This window comes from Janthinobacterium sp. NKUCC06_STL (assembly GCF_019345455.1).
In the GTDB taxonomy this organism is placed as follows: domain Bacteria; phylum Pseudomonadota; class Gammaproteobacteria; order Burkholderiales; family Burkholderiaceae_D; genus Janthinobacterium; species Janthinobacterium rivuli.
The window spans coordinates 34,546-51,890 of sequence record NZ_JAHKQY010000013.1 but is presented as its reverse complement, the minus strand read 5'-3'; the positions used below and the strand labels follow the sequence as shown (position 1 = coordinate 51,890).

14 protein-coding genes are annotated in these 17,345 nt (G+C 61.2%); 11 read left to right on the top strand and 3 right to left on the bottom strand.

The window, feature by feature from the left end; all coding sequences use genetic code 11:
- The first annotated feature begins 115 nt into the window (after window positions 1-115).
- The 4 genes from KO539_RS27230 (at window position 116) to KO539_RS27215 (ending at window position 7,183) form a co-directional block, all read left to right on the top strand.
- Window positions 116-2,701 carry a DUF349 domain-containing protein gene (locus KO539_RS27230; protein ID WP_219313234.1) on the top strand — a complete coding sequence of 862 codons (2,586 nt, stop codon included), beginning with the start codon at window positions 116-118 and terminating at the stop codon, window positions 2,699-2,701.
- Entirely contained in the window at window positions 2,698-3,171 is a 474-nt protein-coding gene (gene moaE / locus KO539_RS27225) for a molybdopterin synthase catalytic subunit MoaE (protein ID WP_219313232.1), read from the top strand. The genes KO539_RS27230 and moaE overlap by 4 nt, the downstream gene beginning before the upstream one ends.
- Window positions 3,172-3,292: 121 nt before the next feature.
- Window positions 3,293-5,899 carry an ATP-dependent chaperone ClpB gene (gene clpB / locus KO539_RS27220; RefSeq protein ID WP_219313230.1) on the top strand — a complete coding sequence of 869 codons (2,607 nt, stop codon included), beginning with the start codon at window positions 3,293-3,295 and terminating at the stop codon, window positions 5,897-5,899.
- Window positions 5,900-6,061: 162 nt separating this feature from the next.
- Window positions 6,062-7,183, top strand: coding sequence for a polyamine ABC transporter substrate-binding protein (locus tag KO539_RS27215; protein WP_219313228.1), 1,122 nt, complete (start codon window positions 6,062-6,064; stop codon window positions 7,181-7,183).
- Window positions 7,184-7,264: 81 nt separating this feature from the next.
- On the opposite strand, the gene KO539_RS30445 is transcribed toward KO539_RS27215, so the two are convergent.
- The 3 genes from KO539_RS30445 to ppk1 all read right to left on the bottom strand — a co-directional run bounded on the left by KO539_RS30445 (window position 7,265) and on the right by ppk1 (window position 10,266).
- Window positions 7,265-7,390, bottom strand: coding sequence for a hypothetical protein (locus KO539_RS30445; RefSeq protein WP_255206302.1), 126 nt, complete (start codon window positions 7,388-7,390; stop codon window positions 7,265-7,267).
- A 298-nt stretch (window positions 7,391-7,688) separates the two neighbouring features.
- Window positions 7,689-8,147: a phosphohistidine phosphatase SixA gene (gene sixA / locus KO539_RS27210; protein WP_035817346.1), complete on the bottom strand. Its 459-nt coding sequence runs from the start codon at window positions 8,145-8,147 to the stop codon at window positions 7,689-7,691.
- Between the two features lie 25 nt (window positions 8,148-8,172).
- A complete protein-coding gene (gene ppk1, locus KO539_RS27205) occupies window positions 8,173-10,266 on the bottom strand; it encodes a polyphosphate kinase 1 (protein ID WP_219313226.1) in 2,094 nt (697 codons plus the stop codon).
- Window positions 10,267-10,537: 271 nt separating this feature from the next.
- Here ppk1 and pstS point away from each other — a divergent pair, with 271 nt between their 5' ends.
- The 7 genes from pstS to phoR all read left to right on the top strand — a co-directional run bounded on the left by pstS (window position 10,538) and on the right by phoR (window position 17,341).
- Window positions 10,538-11,587, top strand: a complete 1,050-nt coding sequence (pstS, locus tag KO539_RS27200) for a phosphate ABC transporter substrate-binding protein PstS (protein ID WP_099380133.1) — start codon at window positions 10,538-10,540, stop codon at window positions 11,585-11,587.
- 293 nt (window positions 11,588-11,880) lie between these two features.
- A complete protein-coding gene (gene pstC / locus KO539_RS27195) occupies window positions 11,881-12,852 on the top strand; it encodes a phosphate ABC transporter permease subunit PstC (protein WP_233516317.1) in 972 nt (323 codons plus the stop codon).
- Window positions 12,849-13,736, top strand: a complete 888-nt coding sequence (gene pstA / locus KO539_RS27190; protein ID WP_099402744.1) for a phosphate ABC transporter permease PstA — start codon at window positions 12,849-12,851, stop codon at window positions 13,734-13,736. Before pstC ends, pstA begins: the two co-directional genes overlap by 4 nt.
- A gap of 38 nt (window positions 13,737-13,774) precedes the next feature.
- The gene (pstB, locus tag KO539_RS27185) at window positions 13,775-14,557 is read left to right on the top strand and encodes a phosphate ABC transporter ATP-binding protein PstB (RefSeq protein ID WP_010396817.1); all 783 of its coding nucleotides are present in this window, start codon (window positions 13,775-13,777) and stop codon (window positions 14,555-14,557) included.
- Between the two features lie 50 nt (window positions 14,558-14,607).
- Window positions 14,608-15,318 (top strand): phosphate signaling complex protein PhoU, encoded by a 711-nt coding sequence (phoU, locus tag KO539_RS27180; RefSeq protein ID WP_034778131.1) that lies wholly within the window; start codon window positions 14,608-14,610, stop codon window positions 15,316-15,318.
- 5 nt (window positions 15,319-15,323) lie between these two features.
- Entirely contained in the window at window positions 15,324-16,013 is a 690-nt protein-coding gene (locus KO539_RS27175; protein WP_034755074.1) for a response regulator, read from the top strand.
- 11 nt (window positions 16,014-16,024) lie between these two features.
- Entirely contained in the window at window positions 16,025-17,341 is a 1,317-nt protein-coding gene (gene phoR, locus KO539_RS27170) for a phosphate regulon sensor histidine kinase PhoR (protein WP_099402745.1), read from the top strand.
- Window positions 17,342-17,345 lie beyond the last annotated feature (4 nt).

Sequence of the window (17,345 nt, the reverse complement as noted above, 5' to 3'; positions counted from 1 at the left end):
GGGAAAAGATATAGGGAAAGATTCGCTTTATTCATTTGATAACTTGTTCAGTCCTGTCCGATGCAATACCCGGGGCTTTGTTATGATGGTGGTTTTGATCCACGCGAAACCCGTCATGTTCGAATTTCTCTTCAAGCGTTCTGCCAGCAAGACTGCCGCACCCGATCCTGTCGTGGCAGAACAGGCCGCCGCCTCGGCGCAGAGCGCATCGCGCCGCGCTGAACAGGTTGCGCGTGCCCATGCCGTGGCCGGCGACGAAGCCGCAGCTGCCGATTTCATCCTGTCCAGCGAATTTGCCGATGCCCGTCTGATCGCGGCCGAACACGTTCATGCCTTGCCTTTGCTGGAAAAAGTCCACCACGCCATGCGCAACACGGACCGCCGCGTGGCCAAGCTGATGCAGGGCCGCATCGACCTGATCCGCCACCAGGCGGCCGAGACGCAGCGCGCCCAGGCCAGCATCGACACGGCCCAGCGCCTGTTGAACGATGAAAAGCTGAGTCCGAACCAGGTAGCCGAGCTGGACCGCCAATGGCAAGTCATCAAGGCCACGCCCGAGCTGGCGACGGCGTTTGCCGCCGCGCGTGCCGCGCTGGCCGCCCGCCTGGAAGCGCAAGTGCTGCTGCAGCGCGCCGTGATCGACGCCGTGGGTGCCATGCGCGCCCTGGCCAGCAAGGGCCAGTCCGCCGACGAGTTGGCGCAGGCGCTGGCCCGCCTGGACACGGACCATGCGCAGCATGCGCAATCGCCCGAGCGCGCTTCCTTGCCGAAACACCTGGAAAGCGATTTCAGCCAGGCGCGCGAGCAGGCGCAGTCCGCCCTGCAGGCGCTGCAGCAACACCAGGCCGTGTTCGACGCGCGCCAGGCCGCGCTGGCCGAATGGCAGGCGCAAGACGCCGCCAGCCTCGACGTGGATGTCTTGAAACGCACGTGGCAAGCCCTGCCGCGTCTGCCCGAGTCGCCATTGTCCGACAGCCTGCAGCAGCAATTTGCGGCCCTGCTGGCCAGCGCGCCGGCGCCCGTGCAGACGGCAACAACAGAGGCTGCAGCGGCCCATGCCGAGCCTCTACCTGTACCGCGCAAGCCGCGCCAGGAACACGCGCCCGTGTCGAAAGAAGCGACGGAGCAATTCTTCAAGGTGCTTGACGCCATGGAAGCGGCCCTGCAGGATGGTTTGCTGCACGTGGCTTCGGAACACGACAAGACCTTGCGCGACACCAAGCACGGCCGTTTGACGCCGGCGCAAGCGGATCGCCTGGCCCATGTGCGCGGCGAATTCAAGCGCCTGGCCGACTGGGCGCGCTGGGGCGGCAACGTCTCGCGCGAGGAACTGGTCAAGGCGGGCGAGGAATTGCCGGCGCAAGAGTTGCCAATGGCCGAGCTGGCCAAGAAAGTGGGCAGCCTGCGCGAGCGCTGGAAGTCGCTCGACACCCTGTCCGGTCCCGCACCGAAGTCTTTGTGGGAGCGTTTCGACGCGGCATGCAGCGTGGCCTATGCGCCAGCGGCCCAGCATTTCAAGCAGCTGGCCGAAGAGCGCCACGGCAATGCGGCCAAGGCCCAGGAATTGATCGCGGAAACGGCGGCCCTGGCGGCCGAAGAGAGTACCGACTGGAAACACGTCGCGTCCGCCTCGCAGCGCTTGCGCCAGGCGTGGACGCGCCTGGGCACCATCGACCGCAAGGAAAAGAAGCGCCTGGACGCGGAATTTGGCGCCGCGCTGGACGCCCTGTCGAAGCCGCTCGATACGCAGCGCCAGATCGAGACGGCGCGCCGCGAACAATTGATCGTCGAAGTGGGCTTGCTCAAGCCTTCGGAGCGCAACACGGTCGACATGCTGAAAGCCTTGCAGGATAAATGGCAGGAACTGGCGAAAGCCCTGCCGCTCGAGCGCCGCGCGGAACAGGCGCTGTGGCAGCGTTTCCGTGCCGCCTGCGACGACATCTTCGCCCGACGCAAGGAAACGGCCCACGCGGCCGACCACGAGCGCCGCGAACACCTGCATGCGCGCGAAGCGCTGTGCGCCGCGCTGGAAACGGCCGTCGTGCCCGAGGGCGACGACAAGAGCCGCTCCGCCTTCATCAACCACTTGCTGCGCGACACGCGCGCCGCCTGGAACGCCACGGGCCCCGTGCCGCGCGCCAGCGAAGCGAAGATCGAGCAGCGCTACCAGGCGGCCGTGGCTGGCGTGCAAGCGCAGGCGGACGCCATCGCCGAACGGGCCGGTGCGGCCCAGGCCAATGCCCTGCGCGACAAGCTGCGCCTGGTGCAATCGCTGGAAGCGGCGCTGCTTGACGCCGGTGCCGCCACCGACACGCAAGCGTGGAGCGAGCGCTGGAGCGCCTTGCCACCACTCGACGCCCAGTACGAACGCAGTCTGCAGCAGCGCTTTGCCGCGGCCCAGGCCGCGCTGGGCGAAGGCAGCGCCGCCTACGTGCAGCAATTGCAATCGAATCAGGAGCGCTTGCTTGAGGAAGTATTACGACTGGAAATCGTCGCCGGTGTCGACAGCGGCGCCGAATTTGCCCGCGACCGCCTGAAAATGCAGGTGGAAGTGCTGCAATCGTCGCTCAAATCAGGCCAGAAGCCGCTCACGCAAGCGTCGCAGCTGATGCAGTTGTGCGCGATTGCCGCCGCCACCGATGCGCGCACGGCCAGCCGCATCGAAACCTTGCTGCGTCGCATTGGAGGCCATGCCAAATGAGTACCAGCGTCCGCATCCAGCAAGCCGATTTTGACTTGAGTCAAGAAATCGCACAATTGCGTGCAGGCAACCCCAAGGTGGGAGCCGTCGTCGGCTTCGTCGGCACGGTGCGCGACATGAACGAAGGGCTGGACGTGGCCGCCATGGAACTGGAGCACTATCCGGGCATGACGGAAAAGTCCATCGTCGCCATCGTCGAGCAGGCGCGGGAACGCTGGCCCCTGTCCGGCGCGCTGGTGATCCACCGCGTGGGGCCGCTGCTGCCACAGGAGCAGATCGTGCTGGTGGCGGTCTCGTCCGCCCACCGGGGCGAGGCGTTTGCCGCCTGCGAGTTCATCATCGACTACCTGAAGACGGAAGCGCCATTCTGGAAGAAGGAAGACACGCCCGAAGGGGCGCGCTGGGTTGATGCACGCGACAGCGACGAAACGGCGCTGGACAAATGGGTGTCGAAAGCCGGTCCCGTCTGACGTCTGGTTGCCGCGCACGCTAGTATTTTCCTATGTGCAGCGGATTTCTGCTTTGTGTATGCTTGAAAAGTACTGCCTCACCCCAATTTGGTTAACAACTAATTAACCGGGAGCGCTTTTCATGCGACAAGACAAACTCACTACCAAATTACAGGAAGCCCTGGCCGATGCGCAAAGCTTGGCCGTGGGCAACGACAATCCCTATATCGAACCAGTCCATTTGCTGACGGCCCTGTTGAACCAGGACGACGGCGGCGCCCGCTCGCTCCTGCAGCGGGCTGGCGTCAACGTGGGCGGCCTGTCGAAGGCCCTGGGCGCGTCGATCGAACGCTTGCCGAAAGTGTCGGGCACGGGCGGCGACGTGCAGGTTAGCCGCGAATTCGTGGCCTTGCTGAACCTGGCCGACAAGGAAGCGCAAAAGGCAGGCGACCAGTTCGTGTCCAGCGAAATGGTCTTGCTGGCCATGACGGACGACAAGTCCGACTGCGGCAAGCTGGCGCGTGAAAACGGCCTGACCCGCAAGGCCCTGGAAGCGGCCATTGACGCCGTGCGCGGCGGCAACAAGGTCGACTCGCAGGAAGCCGAAGGCCAGCGCGAAGCCTTGAAAAAATACACCCTGGACCTGACGGAACGGGCGCGCAAGGGCAAGCTCGACCCTGTTATCGGCCGCGACGATGAAATCCGCCGCACCATCCAGATCCTGCAGCGCCGCAGCAAGAACAATCCCGTGCTGATCGGTGAACCGGGCGTCGGCAAGACGGCCATCGTCGAAGGCCTGGCGCAGCGCATCGTCAATGGCGAAGTGCCCGAGTCCCTGAAAGGCAAGCGCGTACTGGCGCTGGACATGGCCGCCCTGGTTGCCGGTGCCAAGTTCCGCGGCGAGTTCGAAGAGCGCCTGAAGTCCGTGCTGAAGGAACTGGCCATGGATGAAGGGCAAACCATCGTCTTCATCGACGAGATGCACACCATGGTGGGCGCGGGCAAGGCCGACGGCGCGATGGATGCCGGCAATATGCTCAAACCGGCGCTGGCGCGCGGCGAACTGCACTGCGTGGGCGCGACCACGCTTGACGAGTACCGCAAGTACATCGAAAAGGATGCCGCGCTGGAGCGCCGCTTCCAGAAAGTGCTCGTCGACGAGCCGACCGTGGAAGCGACGATCGCCATCCTGCGCGGCTTGCAGGACAAGTACGCGCTGCACCACAAGGTGGAAATCACGGACGCGGCCATCATCGCCGCCGCCGAGCTGTCGCACCGCTACATCACCGACCGTTTTTTGCCGGACAAGGCGATCGACCTGATCGATGAAGCGGCGGCGAAGATCAAGATCGAGATCGACTCCAAGCCGGAAGTGATGGACAAGCTGGAACGCCGTCTGATCCAGCTGAAAATCGAGCGCGAAGCCGTCAAGAAGGAAAAAGACGAAGCCTCGTTGCGCCGCCTGGGCCTGATCGAGGAAGAGATCGTCAAGCTGCAGCGCGAATACAACGACTTCGAGGAAATCCTGAAGGCGGAAAAAGCCGTGGTGCAAGGCAGTACGCACATCAAGGAAGAGATCGAGCAAGTCAAGCTGCAGATGGAGCAGGCCACGCGCGAGAGTAACTGGCAGAAGGTGTCGGAGCTGCAGTACGGCAAATTGCCGCAGCTGGAAGCCCAGCTCAAGCAGGCTGACAGCGGCATCCCGAAACTCGACCCGGATCAGCCGAAACTGCTGCGCACGGAAGTGGGCGCCGAGGAAATCGCGGAAGTGGTGTCGCGCGCGACGGGCATTCCCGTGTCGCGCATGATGCAGGGCGAACGCGACAAGCTGCTGCACATCGAAGAGAAGCTGCATGAGCGCGTCGTGGGCCAGGATGAAGCGATCACGGCCGTGGCAGACGCCATCCGCCGCTCGCGCGCCGGCTTGAGCGATCCGAACCGTCCGTACGGTTCCTTCATGTTCCTGGGGCCGACGGGCGTCGGCAAGACGGAATTGAGCAAGGCGCTGGCCACTTTCCTGTTCGATACGGAAGAGTCGATGATACGCATCGACATGAGCGAGTTCATGGAGAAGCATTCCGTGGCCCGATTGATCGGCGCGCCACCGGGCTACGTGGGCTACGACGAGGGCGGCTACCTGACGGAAGCCGTGCGCCGCAAGCCGTACAGCGTGATCCTGCTCGACGAAGTGGAAAAGGCGCATGCCGACGTCTTCAACGTGCTACTGCAAGTGCTCGACGATGGACGCATGACGGACGGCCAGGGCCGCACGGTGGACTTCAAGAATACCGTCATCATCATGACCTCGAACCTGGGTTCGCATAAGATCCAGGCGATGGATAGCGATGATCCCGGCGTCGTGAAGCTGGCCGTGATGGCCGAGGTACGCTCGCACTTCCGTCCCGAGTTCGTCAACCGCATCGACGAAATCGTCGTGTTCCACGGCCTCGACGAGAAAAACATCGGCGCGATCGCGAAGATCCAGCTGAAAATCCTCGAAGAGCGCCTGGCGCGCATGGACATGCAGCTGAGCTTGACGGACGCGGCACTGCAGCAAATTGCCGAAGCGGGCTACGACCCGGTGTATGGTGCCCGTCCTTTGAAACGGGCGATCCAGCAGCAGATCGAAAATCCGCTGTCGAAGCTGATCCTGGAAGGTCGTTTTGGCCCGAAAGACGAGATCCGCATCGACGCCCAGAACGGCAACCTGGTGTTTACGGGCGCGCAGGTGGGGCTGGATAAGGTGTAATTCGTGCCCCCAACGGCGAAAGGCCGGGGTCGGACCCTCAGGGTCCGACCCCAGTCTTCGCTTTTGGGTTGAATCTTAGCAAGGGCGCGATCAGGCTAGACCTGATCGCGCCCTTCTTGCTATCATCGTCACTATTTTCTGACTAATTCCGGAGGCGGTACGATGGCAAACACATGGCAAGCAGGGCGGCGCATTGGAGTGGGACTGGCCTTGGCGGCGGCCGCACTGGCCTTGTCTGCGCAAGCTCAGGCTCAGGAAGAGAAAGTCCTGAACATCTATAACTGGTCGGACTATATCGGCGACGATACGATCAAGAATTTTGAAAAGGAAACGGGCATCAAGGTGCGCTACGACGTTTTCGACAATAACGAAATCCTCAATGCGAAACTGGTGGCGGGCAAGTCCGGTTACGACATCGTCGTGCCGACGGCCCAGTGGGCGCGCCTGCAGATCGATGCCGGCCTGCTGCGTAAACTCGACAAGAGCAAGCTGACGAACCTGGGCAACCTGGACCCGAACCTGCAAGCCAAGCTGTCGAAGATCGACCCGAACAACGATTACCTGGTCGACTGGCTGTGGGGCTACACGACGGTGGGCATCAACGTCAACAAGGTCAAGGCCGCGCTGGGCGGCATGGCCATGCCCGACAACGCGTGGGACCTGATCTTCGACCCGAAATATGCGGCCAAGCTGAAATCGTGCGGCGTGTCCTTCCTCGACTCGCCGTCCGAAGTGCTGCCGGCCGCCCTGCAATACCTGGGCAAGCCCGCCTACTCGAAAACGGCCGCCGACTATCAGGAAGCGGGCAAGGTGCTGCAGGCGATCCGTCCTTACGTGACTCTGTTCAGCTCGTCCGGCTACATCAATGACATGGCCAACGGTTCCGTCTGTGTGGCGCTGGGCTGGTCTGGCGACATCAATATCGCCCGCCAGCGCGCCATCGACGCGAAGAACGGCAACGTGATCCAGGTGCTGGTGCCGAAGACGGCCGCCCTGATGTTCGACACCATGGCGATTCCCGCCGACGCGCCGCACCCGACCAATGCGCACCTGTTCATTAACTACATTTTGCGCCCGCAAGTGCATGCCAGCCTGAGCAACAAGGTGTTCTATGCGAATCCGAATCCGGCCAGCATCAAATATGTGCGCAAGGATATCGGCGAGAACAAGGCCATCTTCCTGTCGGACGCGGACAAGCAGCGCATGGCCGCGCCGGAAGCGACCACAGCCGATATTCGCCGCTTGATGACGCGCATCTATACGAAGTTCAAAACGGGAGTGTAAGGCGGGAGTGTAAATACAAGGATGGCGCGAGGGACGGGGATATGCCGTCGCTGGCGCCATTCGATATTGCCGAGGTGAACACTACTCGTGGTAGCGGTCCATCAGCTTGTGGTGACTGCCGCGCATTTCTTCGACCAGTTCAAAGGCGACGAAGCCGATGATGGCGGCGAAGATGGCGATGAAGAGAAAAACGAGGAAGGTTAACATGGTCTTTCAGCCGCCGTTGGACGGCTGTCCGCTGGGTTGCTCAATGTGCCAGAGCAGCGCTCCAACACGTAGTTGATGCAATTAAACTCTAGCAGATCGGCAGCGCTTTACAAGGCTGCCGTGTTGTAATTTCTGCCAGTATTTGTCCCAGCGCACTTTTTGCGCATTTCCCTTATTTCACCACAAGGTCATGCGCCATCACGGCTTTTAAGTAGACGCTGATCGGGTCGCCCGGCTCACGTTGGGAGAACCGGTCCATTCTTGCGCTGGCCTTGCGCATTTCCCTGCTTGAGCAGCCCTATTTCACTACAAGGTCATGTGCCATCACCGCCTTGAGATAAACGCTGATCGGGTCGCCCGGCTCACGTTGGGAAAACCACCACGCGCTGGCCTTGCGCATTTCCCATTCCTGCTCCTCGCCCGTCAATAGCAGGGCGGCCGCCTGGCCCAGCGTGGGCTGGTGGCCGACGATGAGCACGGTTTCCTTGCCGCCGGGCCAGTTGGCCGCCTTGAGGATGTCTTCCGCCTCGGCGCCGGGCGCCAGTTCCGGCATCAGCTTGAACTTGCGCCCCAGCGCTTCCGCCGTTTGCAGGGTGCGCAGGGCGGGGCTGACGAGGATACGGCAATTTTCCGGTAGTTGCGAGGCCAGCCATTCGCCCATGCGGCGCGCCTGTTTCTGGCCTTTGACGGTCAGGGCGCGTTCGAGGTCGGGAACGCCCGGCTCGGCTTCTGCGTGTCGCCACAAGATGAGATCCATGCTGTACTCCTCTGTGTAGAATTGCCTATTCGCCGACCTCCGCGCCCGGCGTGCCCAGTGTATGCATCAAATATTGCTGGGCGCTGAACGGCGTTTGCTTGCCGCGCGGCTTGCGGCGCGCGTAATGGCCCGTCGGCTCCAGTTCCCATGCATTGGTATTATCCTTCAAATACGGATTCAGGCCCTCGGCGATCACGCGCCGTTTCAGCGCCCGGTCAAGTACCGGGAAAGCCACTTCCACGCGGCGGAACAGGTTGCGGCTCATCCAGTCGGCGCTGGCCAGGTAGACATCGTGCGCCAGGTCGTTGCGGAAGTAGTAGATGCGGCTGTGTTCGAGGAAACGGCCGATCACGGAGCGCACCTTGATATTTTCCGACAGGCCCGGCACGCCCGGCTTCAGGGTGCAGGCGCCGCGCACGATCAGGTCGATCTTCACGCCATCGGTCGAGGCCGCATACAGGGCGCGGATCACGGATTCGTCGACCAGCGCGTTGACTTTCACGATAATGCGCCCGCGCCGGCCCGAGCGGGCGATCTTCGCCTCGTTGCGGATGGCCTTGATGATCTCGCTTTGCAGGCCGAACGGCGCCAGCCACAAATGGTTCAGGTTGTGCGGCTTGGTCAGGCTGGTCAGGTGGATGAAGACCTCATTGACTTCCACGGCCAGGTCCTGGTTCGCCGTCAGCAAGCCAAAATCCGTGTACAGCTTGGTGGTCGTGGGGTGGTAGTTGCCGGTGCCCAAGTGGGCATAGAAGCGCAAGCTGCCTTCCTCGCGGCGGATGACGAGCGCCACCTTGGCATGGGTTTTCAATCCCACCACGCCGTACACGACCTGTGCGCCGGCTTGCTCGAGTTTGTCGGCCCAGTTGATATTGGCTTCTTCGTCGAAACGCGCCATCAATTCCACGATGACGGTCACTTCCTTGCCCATCTTCGCCGCCGTGATCAAGGATTCCATCAAGTCCGAATTCATGCCCGTGCGGTAGATCGTCTGCTTGATGGCGACGACGGACGGATCATAGGCGGCGCTGCGGATGAAGTCGATCACCGTCTGGAACGATTGATACGGGTGGTGCAGCAGGATGTCGTGCCTGGTCAGCGCGGCAAAGATGTCGTTGCCGATGGCTTTATGCGCGAGGCCGGGGAAGAAGGGCGGGAAGCGCAGCTCCGGCTGCTTGACGTGGTCGATCATTTCCGACAGGCGCACCAGGTTCACGGGGCCGTTGACGCGGTACAGCCGGCTTTGATCCAGACTGAACTGGTCGAGCAGGAATTGCGACAATTCTGGCGGGCAATTGCGTGCCACTTCCAGGCGCACCGAGGTGCCGAACTGGCGCCCGACCAGTTCGCCTTTTAATGCCTGGCGCAAATTCTTGACTTCGTCCTCGTCGACCCACAGGTCGCTGTCGCGCGTGACGCGGAACTGCGAATAGGCAATCACCTCGCGCCCGGCGAACAGGTCGGAAATGTGCGCATGGATAACGGACGACAATAAACAGAAGGACACGCCATCGCCGGAAATCTCGTCCGGCAGCTTGATGACGCGCGGCAAGACGCGGGGCGCCTTGACGATGGCGATCGCCGTGCCGCGGCCGAACGCATCCTTGCCGCTCAGCGAAACGATGAAATTGAGGCTTTTATTCACCACTTGCGGGAACGGGTGGGCCGGGTCGAGGCCGATCGGCGTCAGCAGGGGCCGCACTTCGCGGTCGAAGTATTGCTTGACCCACGCGCGCTGCGCTTCGTTGCGGTCGCTGTCGCGCAGCAAATGCACGCCTGCTTCGCGCAGGGCCGGCAAGACGTCGCTATTTAATATCTCGTACTGGCGTTCCACCAGCGCATGGCACTCCTTGCCGATGCGCTCCAGGTTGGCCGCCAGGGCAGGGTGGCCCGCCAGCGTACCGCCGATGCTGCCGGCCGCCAGCAGGCTGGCCACGCGCACCTCGAAAAACTCATCCATGTTACTGCTGACGATGCACAGGTAGCGCAGGCGCTCGAGCAGCGGAATGTTCGGGTCTTCCGCCTGGGCCATCACGCGCCGGTTGAAAGTCAGTTGCGACAGCTCGCGGTCAAGCAGGATGCCCGATTTGGTCACTTCCGTGTGCAGTTCAGGTTTCATATTCTTTTGTCTTTGCAGATAGTTAATTCTAGCCGTATTTCATCATGTATGACGCGTTGTGAGTGTAATCATGAAATATGACGTAAGCGTGACATAAGCTGTCATAAAGCGTCGCCCGTCCTGTCATTTTTCATGCCGAAAATGGCCATCCTCGGGGCGTAGGCAATTATTTCAGGATTTTTTACCCATGTCATAAAGCTGTCATATTCGCTTGCTAGACTGCGCAGCATTCAACCGGGACTTTGAGCCCTAACAACCCTGAGGACTTGATATGCAAATGAAGCAAATGTTCAAATTTATCGTCGTGGGTGCTTCGGCAGCGATGGCATTTTCTTCCGCTTCCGTCATGGCGGCAGATATGACAGGTGCTGGCGCAACCTTCCCGTACCCGATCTACGCCAAATGGGCCGAGACGTACAAAGCCAATACGGGCAACGGCCTGAACTACCAGTCCGTCGGTTCCGGCGCTGGCATCAAGCAAATCAAGGCCAAGACTGTTGAATTCGGCGCTTCGGACATGCCTTTGAAGGCGGAAGAGCTGGAAGAAGCGGGCCTGATGCAGTTCCCGGCCATCATGGGCGGCGTGGTCACCATCGTCAACCTGGACGGCGTAACCCCAGGCCAGCTGAAAATGACGGGTAAAGTCGTTGGCGACATCTACCTGGGCAAGATCACCAAGTGGAGCGCGCCTGAAATCGCCGCGCTGAACAGTGGCGTCAAGCTGCCGGACACGGAAATCACCGTGGTGCACCGCGCCGACGGTTCGGGCACGTCCTTCCTGTTCACCGACTTCCTGTCGAAAACCAACCCGGAATTCAAATCGAAAATCGGCGCTGGCTCGGCTGTGAAATGGGCCGTGGGCGTGGGCGGCAAGGGTAACGAAGGCGTCGCCGCCAACGTACAGCGTATCAAGGGTTCGATCGGCTACGTCGAGTGGGCTTACGCCAAGAAAAACAAGATGTCGCACACCCAGCTGCAAAACAAGGACGGCAACTTCCTGCAGCCTGACGACGAAAACTTCAAGGCAGCAGCCGCTTCGGCACCTTGGACGCAAACCCCAGGCTTCGGCGTGGTCCTGACCGACCAGGCTGGCAAGAACAGCTGGCCTATCACCGGCGTGTCGTTCATCCTGATGCACAAAGTTCAGGCTGACGCAGCCAAGGCCAAAGAAGTCCTGAAATTCTTCGACTGGGCCTACAAGAACGGCGGCGCCGCTGCCGTTGAACTGGACTACGTGCCGATGCCGGCATCGGTCATCAAACTGGTGCAGGAATCGTGGAAAGCTAACCTGAAAGATGCATCGGGCAAGTCGATCTACTAATAAACCTACTGCGCGGCGCTATTTGCGGCCTGCGATGCTCACTGTGCTAAAGCACAGCTCCGCTTCTCAGCCACAACTAGTTGCCGCTCGCTACGATTTATTCAAGCAAGAATGTCCTTGTCCCCGCCAGCAACACGGCGGGGCAGGGAGTTAGCCAGGACCGCCCGCAAGCCCTTGCAGGCGTTCCTGGCTAAAAGAGCACGATAAAAATAGCAGTACCTGCAGTACCACCCATATGGCACACTATGAGCGCACAATCTACCTCCTCCACGATCCCCATGCCAGGCGGCACCATGACCGATTCCATCAGTCACGCGCAAATGCTTTCCACCATGCGCAAGCAGCGCTTCCAGGATTTCATGTTCCACAAGGTGACGATGCTGTTCGCCCTGTCGGTGCTGATCGTCCTGGTCGGTATCATCATTTCGCTGATCATGGAATCGATACCGGCCTTCAAGACCTTCGGCCTGCATTTCATCGTGTCCGCGGAATGGGACCCCGTCAATGACCAGTACGGCGCCCTGATCCCCATCATCGGCACCCTGGTGACCTCCGTTATCGCCCTGCTGATCGCCTTTCCCGTCAGCTTCGGCATCGCCCTGTTCCTCACGGAAATCTGCCCGGCCTGGCTGCGCCGCCCGCTGGGCACGGCTGTCGAGCTGCTGGCCGGCGTGCCATCGATCATCTACGGCATCTGGGGCCTGTTCGTGTTTGCGCCCCTGTTTGCCGACCACGTCCAGCCCCTGCTGAAAGCCACCCTGGGCAACGTACCGGTCATCGGCCAGCTGTTCAGCGGCCCCATGATGGGCATCGGCCTGCTGACGGCCGGCCTGGTGCTGGCCATCATGATCATCCCTTTCATCGCTTCCGTGATGCGCGACGTGTTCGAGATCGTTCCTGCCGTGCTGAAAGAATCGGCCTACGGCCTGGGCTGCACGCGCTGGGAAGTCGTGCGCAAGATCGTCTTGCCATACACCAAGACCGGCGTCGTCGGCGGCGTCATGCTGGGCCTGGGCCGCGCGCTGGGCGAGACCATGGCCGTGACCTTCGTCATCGGTAACGCGAATAAACTGTCGTGGTCGCTGTTCGCCGCCGGTAACAGCATCACCTCCCTGCTGGCGAATGAATTTGGCGAAGCGCAATCCGAACTGCACGTGGCCTCGCTGTTCTCGCTGGCCCTAATCCTGTTTGTCATCACCTTTATCGTCTTATCCGCCGCCAAGCTGATGCTGGCAGGCATGTCCCGCAAGGAAGGCACGAAATGAGCCAAGTAAGCACTCTCGACGCTCCGGCCAAGCCGGCCATGAATCCCGTCTACCGCAAGCGCCTGCTGATGCACCGCATCGGCATCGCCCTGTCGGTGGCCGCCATGGCCCTGGGCCTGGCCGTGCTCGTGTGGATCCTGTTCACCCTGGTGATCAAGGGCTTCGGCGCCCTGTCCGTCGACCTGTTCACGCAAACGACGCCGGCTCCCGGCAGCGAAGGCGGCGGCTTGATCAATGCCATCGTCGGCAGCGCCCTGATGGTGGGCCTGGCGACTGTCGTCAGCACCCCGATCGGCATCCTGGCCGGCATCTACCTGGCCGAATACGGCGAAGAAAACAAGCTGGCGCAAGTGACGCGTTTTGTGACGGACATCATGCTGTCGGCGCCATCGATCGTCATCGGCCTGTTCGTGTATGCGCTGTACGTGGCGCACGTCAAACACTTTTCCGGTTATGCCGGCGCCATCGCGCTGTCCCTGATCGCCGTGCCGGTAGTGGTGCGCACGACGGACAATATGCTGCGTCTGGTACCGAACAGCCTGCTGGAAGCCGCGTTTGCTCTCGGCGCGCCGCGCTGGAAAGTCGCCACCCTGGTACGCTTGCGCGCCGTCAAGGCGGGCGTCATCACCGGTGTTCTGCTGGCATTGGCCCGCATCGCCGGCGAAACGGCGCCGCTGCTGTTCACGGCCCTGAATAACCAGTTCCAGAGCTTTAACATGAATGCGCCGATGGCCAACTTGCCGTCCGTCATCGCATCGTTTGCGATGAGCCCGTACGACAACTGGCGCTCGCTGGCCTGGGGCGGCGCACTGCTGATCACCTTCAGCGTGCTGGCCTTGAATATCCTGTCGCGCACCGTGTTCAGCCAAAAAGTCCCTAATTAAACAGATACCGAGCGAAGCGAACCCATATGAATACGCAAATGAATCCAGCACAAGACCTGGCACCAAAGAAAAAAACCATCGAGATTTCGGGCCTGAACTTTTTTTACGGCAAAACGCAAAGCTTGCATAACGTCAACCTCGATATCCACGAGAAAAAGGTCACGGCCTTCATCGGCCCGTCCGGTTGCGGCAAGTCGACCCTGTTGCGCACCCTGAACCGCATGTACGACCTGTATCCGGGCCAGCGCGCGGAAGGCTCGATCCTGTACCGCGGCCGCAACGTGCTTGACGCGGACCAGGACGTCAACATGCTGCGCGCCAAGGTTGGCATGGTGTTCCAGAAGCCGACGCCGTTCCCCATGTCCGTGTACGACAACATCGCCTTCGGCGTGCGCCTGTATGAAGACCTGTCGAAGGGCGAAATGGACGAGCGCGTCGAGTGGGCCCTGAAAAAGGCGGCGCTGTGGGGCGAGGTCAAAGATAAACTGTCGAAGAGCGGCCTGTCGCTGTCGGGCGGCCAGCAGCAGCGTTTGTGCATCGCGCGCGGCGTGGCCGTCAAACCGGACGTCTTGCTGCTCGACGAGCCGACCTCGGCGCTGGACCCGATCTCGACTTCGAAAGTGGAAGAACTGATCAGCGAACTGAAACAGGATTACACGATCGCCATCGTGACGCACAATATGCAACAGGCGGCGCGCTGCTCCGACTACACGGCCTATATGTATTTGGGCGAGCTGGTGGAATTCGGCGAAACGGACCAGATCTTCATGAATCCGGCCCGCAAGGAAACGCAGGATTACATCACGGGCCGCTTCGGCTGATCCATCCCGCATAGCTATACATACAAGACAACTGAATACGGAGAGACGGCATGATAGGCGAACATTCATCCAAGCAATACGACAACGAACTCGAAGCGATCCGCTCGAAAGTGCTCCTGATGGGCGGCATCGTTGAAACCCAGTTCCTCGACGCGATGACGTGCTTCCGCATCGGCAACCCGGAACGCGCCGACCGCGTGATGCGCGAAGACGACGTCGTCAACCAGCTCGAAGTATCGCTGGACGACGCCTGCAGCCATCTGATCGTGCGCCGCCAACCGGCCGCCAACGACTTGCGCACCATCATGGCCACCATCAAGGTGATTACCGACCTCGAACGCGTAGGCGACGAGGCGACGAAAATCGCCCGCGTGGCGAAGAATCTGCACAAGCGCGGCAACGGCGTCGTCAACCATTACGAGATGGTGCGCGGCATTGCCAACACGGCCACCGACATGCTGCACGACGCGCTGGACGCGTTCGCGCGCAACGATGGCAAGCAGGCCTTACAATTAATTGCACAAGATGCCATCATCGACCATGAGTTTCGGTCTATCATGCGCAACTTGATCACCTTTATGATGGAAGACCCGCGCACGATTTCGGCGGCGCTCGATACCCTGTGGGTGGCCAAGGCCATCGAACGGATCGGCGACCATGCGAAAAACATCGCCGAATACGTGATTTACGTGGTTGAAGGCAAGGACATCCGCCACACCAAGGTGGCTGCTCCCGCCATTTCCGAGGAGCTCCCTGAGTAAGCTTTATGGCATCTGATAAAACCACGGTATTGATTGTTGAAGATGAGCCGGCCATCGTTGAACTGGTCACCTATTCGCTGCGCGAATCCGGCTGGAATTGCTGTTCCGTACAAAACGTCGCCGATGCCTGGGAATTCATCCAGCACCGCACGCCGCATCTGATCCTGCTGGACTGGATGCTGCCGGACCAGACGGGCTTGCGCCTGCTGTCGCGCATCCGCGCCGACCGCAATTTCGCCGCCATCCCCGTCATCATGCTCACCGCCAAGAGCATGGAAGAAGACAAGCTGGCCGGCCTGAACAGCGGGGCCGACGATTACGTCACCAAGCCGTTCTCGCCGCGCGAGCTGCTGGCCCGCGCCAAAGCTCTCTTGCGACGCAAGAGTCCGGAACACGCGCAGGCGCCCATGCGCGCCGGCAACGTGGCCCTGGATCCCGTCAGCTGCACCGTGATGATGGATGAACAGAAGATCGATATCGGCCACGCCGAATACAAGCTGCTGAAATTCTTGCTGGCCCATCCGGAACGCGTGTTTTCGCGCAGCCAGCTGCTCGACAAGGTGTGGGGCGACCATGTGGTGATCGAGGAACGCACGGTCGATGTCCACGTATTGCGCTTGCGCAAAGCCTTGAAAGAGGCGGAAAGCCTGATCAAGACGGTGCGCAGCGTCGGCTACATGTTGTCTGAAAAGTAAAGCTTGACTCTATGAATCCGAAATTGCTGTTCTGGGTACCGGCCGCCTTGCGCATGGTGCTGGCGCTGCTGGGCGTGGCCGTCGTCTGGTATCTGTTTGGCGCCACGTATGCGCTGGGCATCGCCTTCGTGCTGATGGCCATGATGGTGTTCGTGCAGCTGTCGTATCTGTTCCAGCTGAGTAACTGGCTGGACAATCCGCAAAGCGCCAAGCTGCCCGACGGCTGGGGCGCCTGGACCAGCATTTTTGCGCGCCTGTACCGCATGCGCCGCGACGACGAGAAAAACCAGGCCGAGCTGACGGAATGGCTGGCGCGTTTCCGCCAGGCCATGCACCTGTTGCCGGACGGCGTCGTCATCATGGACGACGTGCTGTTCCTCGAATGGTGCAACCCGGCCGCCGAGAAACACCTGGGCCTCACGCACGAGCGCGACAAGGGCATGCGCGTGACCAACCTGATCCGCAGCCCCGAGTTCATGGATTACATCATCCTGGGCCGCTACGACCAGCCGCTGACGATCACTTTCCGCAACCGCAAGCTGATCGTGCAGATCATTCCATTTGAGAACCGCCGCCAGATCCTCGTCACGCACGATGTGACGGAGACGGAACGCATTGAAATGATGCGCCGCGACTTCATCGCCAACGCCTCGCACGAACTGCGCACGCCGCTCACCGTCATCGTCGGCTTCCTGGAAATCGCTTCCGCCGAACTGGACCTGGACGCCACCACGCGCGCCTCCCACCTCAAGCTGATGACGGAGCAGGGTCACCGCATGCAGCATCTGATCGAGGACATGCTGACGTTGTCGCGCCTGGAATCGGTCGACTACCCGCTGCGCCCCGAGCCCGTGGACGTCAAAAAGCTCATGCAGCAAGTCTTGCGCGACGCCAAGGGGCTGTCGGCCGGCAAGCATGAAGTGACCATGGAATGCAACGGTCCCGACGTGCTGGGCAGCTACGACGAGCTGTATAGCGCGTTTGGCAACCTGGCGTCGAACGCCGTGCGCTACACGCCAGCGGGCGGCACCATCACCTTGCGCTGGCAGGATGGCCCGGCCGGACCGCAATTCATCGCGCAAGATACGGGCATCGGCATCAGCCAGGAACATATCTCGCGCCTGACGGAGCGTTTCTACCGCGTCGACAAGAGCCGTTCGCGCGAAACCCAGGGCACGGGCCTGGGCCTGGCCATCGTCAAGCACGTTCTGCTGCGCCATGGCGGCACCCTGGCCATCCAGTCCGTGGCCGACAAGGGCAGCAGTTTCATCGTCAGCATGCCCAAATCCGTTGTCACGCCGCTACAGGGCGAGCTGCTGGTCAAGTAAGCCG